At 47.7% G+C, this 1,217-nt stretch carries 1 protein-coding gene; it reads right to left on the bottom strand.

What is annotated here, in order from left to right:
* Nucleotides 1-33: 33 nt before the first annotated feature.
* Nucleotides 34-1,062 carry a metal-dependent hydrolase gene (locus KIV40_RS24870; protein WP_285351853.1) on the bottom strand — a complete coding sequence of 343 codons (1,029 nt, stop codon included), beginning with the start codon at nt 1,060-1,062 and terminating at the stop codon, nt 34-36.
* Nucleotides 1,063-1,217 lie beyond the last annotated feature (155 nt).

Genomic DNA, 1,217 nt, shown 5'->3' with positions numbered 1-1,217 from the left:
CATTGAGCGAGTTGGGGCTCTCATACACGTAAACTAAGAACGTGCACTCAACTCCATACGCTGCAGATTCGCATCAATACTCTGGTCACCCTTCAGTCTCTCCCAAAGCTGACCGAGCAAATCTAAACTGCGCTCACTCGGATAACGTTGGGTCGACTCTAAGAGCTGCCACTGCCCATCTTCACCTTTCTCAGCAAAGATAAACTCGAACGACAGATTGTTAGACATACCCAAACGCAAGTCCGTCACAATCAGAGCATCATCTTCCACGCGATAGTTGAGGTAATCGTGAGAAAAAGCCTTTAATCCTTTCAGCGTGTCCGGCTTATCTGCCATCGGCCAACTGCCAAGAGGATGCGTAACAAAATCAATGCGCTGATCACTGTCTAATACCGACGCTAAACCTTCGTAATATTGGCCATCGTCCATCACCACCACGCGCCATAGAAACGTGTTAAACGGCGTTGGTGTAATCAGCACTTGCTGATTCGGTAAGTTCTGCGCAGCCAAGTTTTGCTCAACACGAGACGCAACCATTTGTTGAGAAACGTATCCCCAACCGAGATAAAGCGTAGAGATAAGCACCATGCTTTGACACCAGCGTCCACCGCGAGATTTAGAAAACAGTGCCACGCCAATCGCCAGCAACAGCGGCAAGGTGTAAAGCGGATCGATAATAAACACGTTCCGTAGCTCAAAATAGCCCTCAAATGGCCAAATAAGCTGAGTGCCATACGTCGTCATTGCATCCAGTAAGGTATGCGTCACGAATACACTGACGGTGAGGAAAAACACTCGTGATAACGTCCAGAAAGAATCAGGTCGCCAGCGGCAATAAAGCCAAGAAATCAGCAACGCAAAAGGAGGCAATACCAGTAAAGAGTGCGTAAAGCCACGATGCTTAATCGTGTTCTGAACCGCATCACCGTAGTCCAGAATCACATCCAGATCTGGCAAGGTACCGAGAGCCGCGCCCATCAGCAGTACCTTGGCATTGCAATGCTTACCTGCGATCGCCCCAGCAACGGTCGCCCCTAATGCTAACTCCGATCGACGATGCACACATTAGCATTCAAATCTAAATCTAATGCGGTAGCGACTGCTAATGTAACTGTAGTAGTTGATTTACCTGTACCACCTTTATAGTTTTTGACAGCAACAACCGTTGGATTGTAATGATCAGAAAACTTCTCAAAGCCATAATGCTCCATGAGTTG

Source organism: Vibrio sp. D173a, assembly GCF_030248475.1.
Note: the sequence above shows the minus strand (reverse complement) of the source record. Positions and strands in the feature narration are given on the sequence as shown.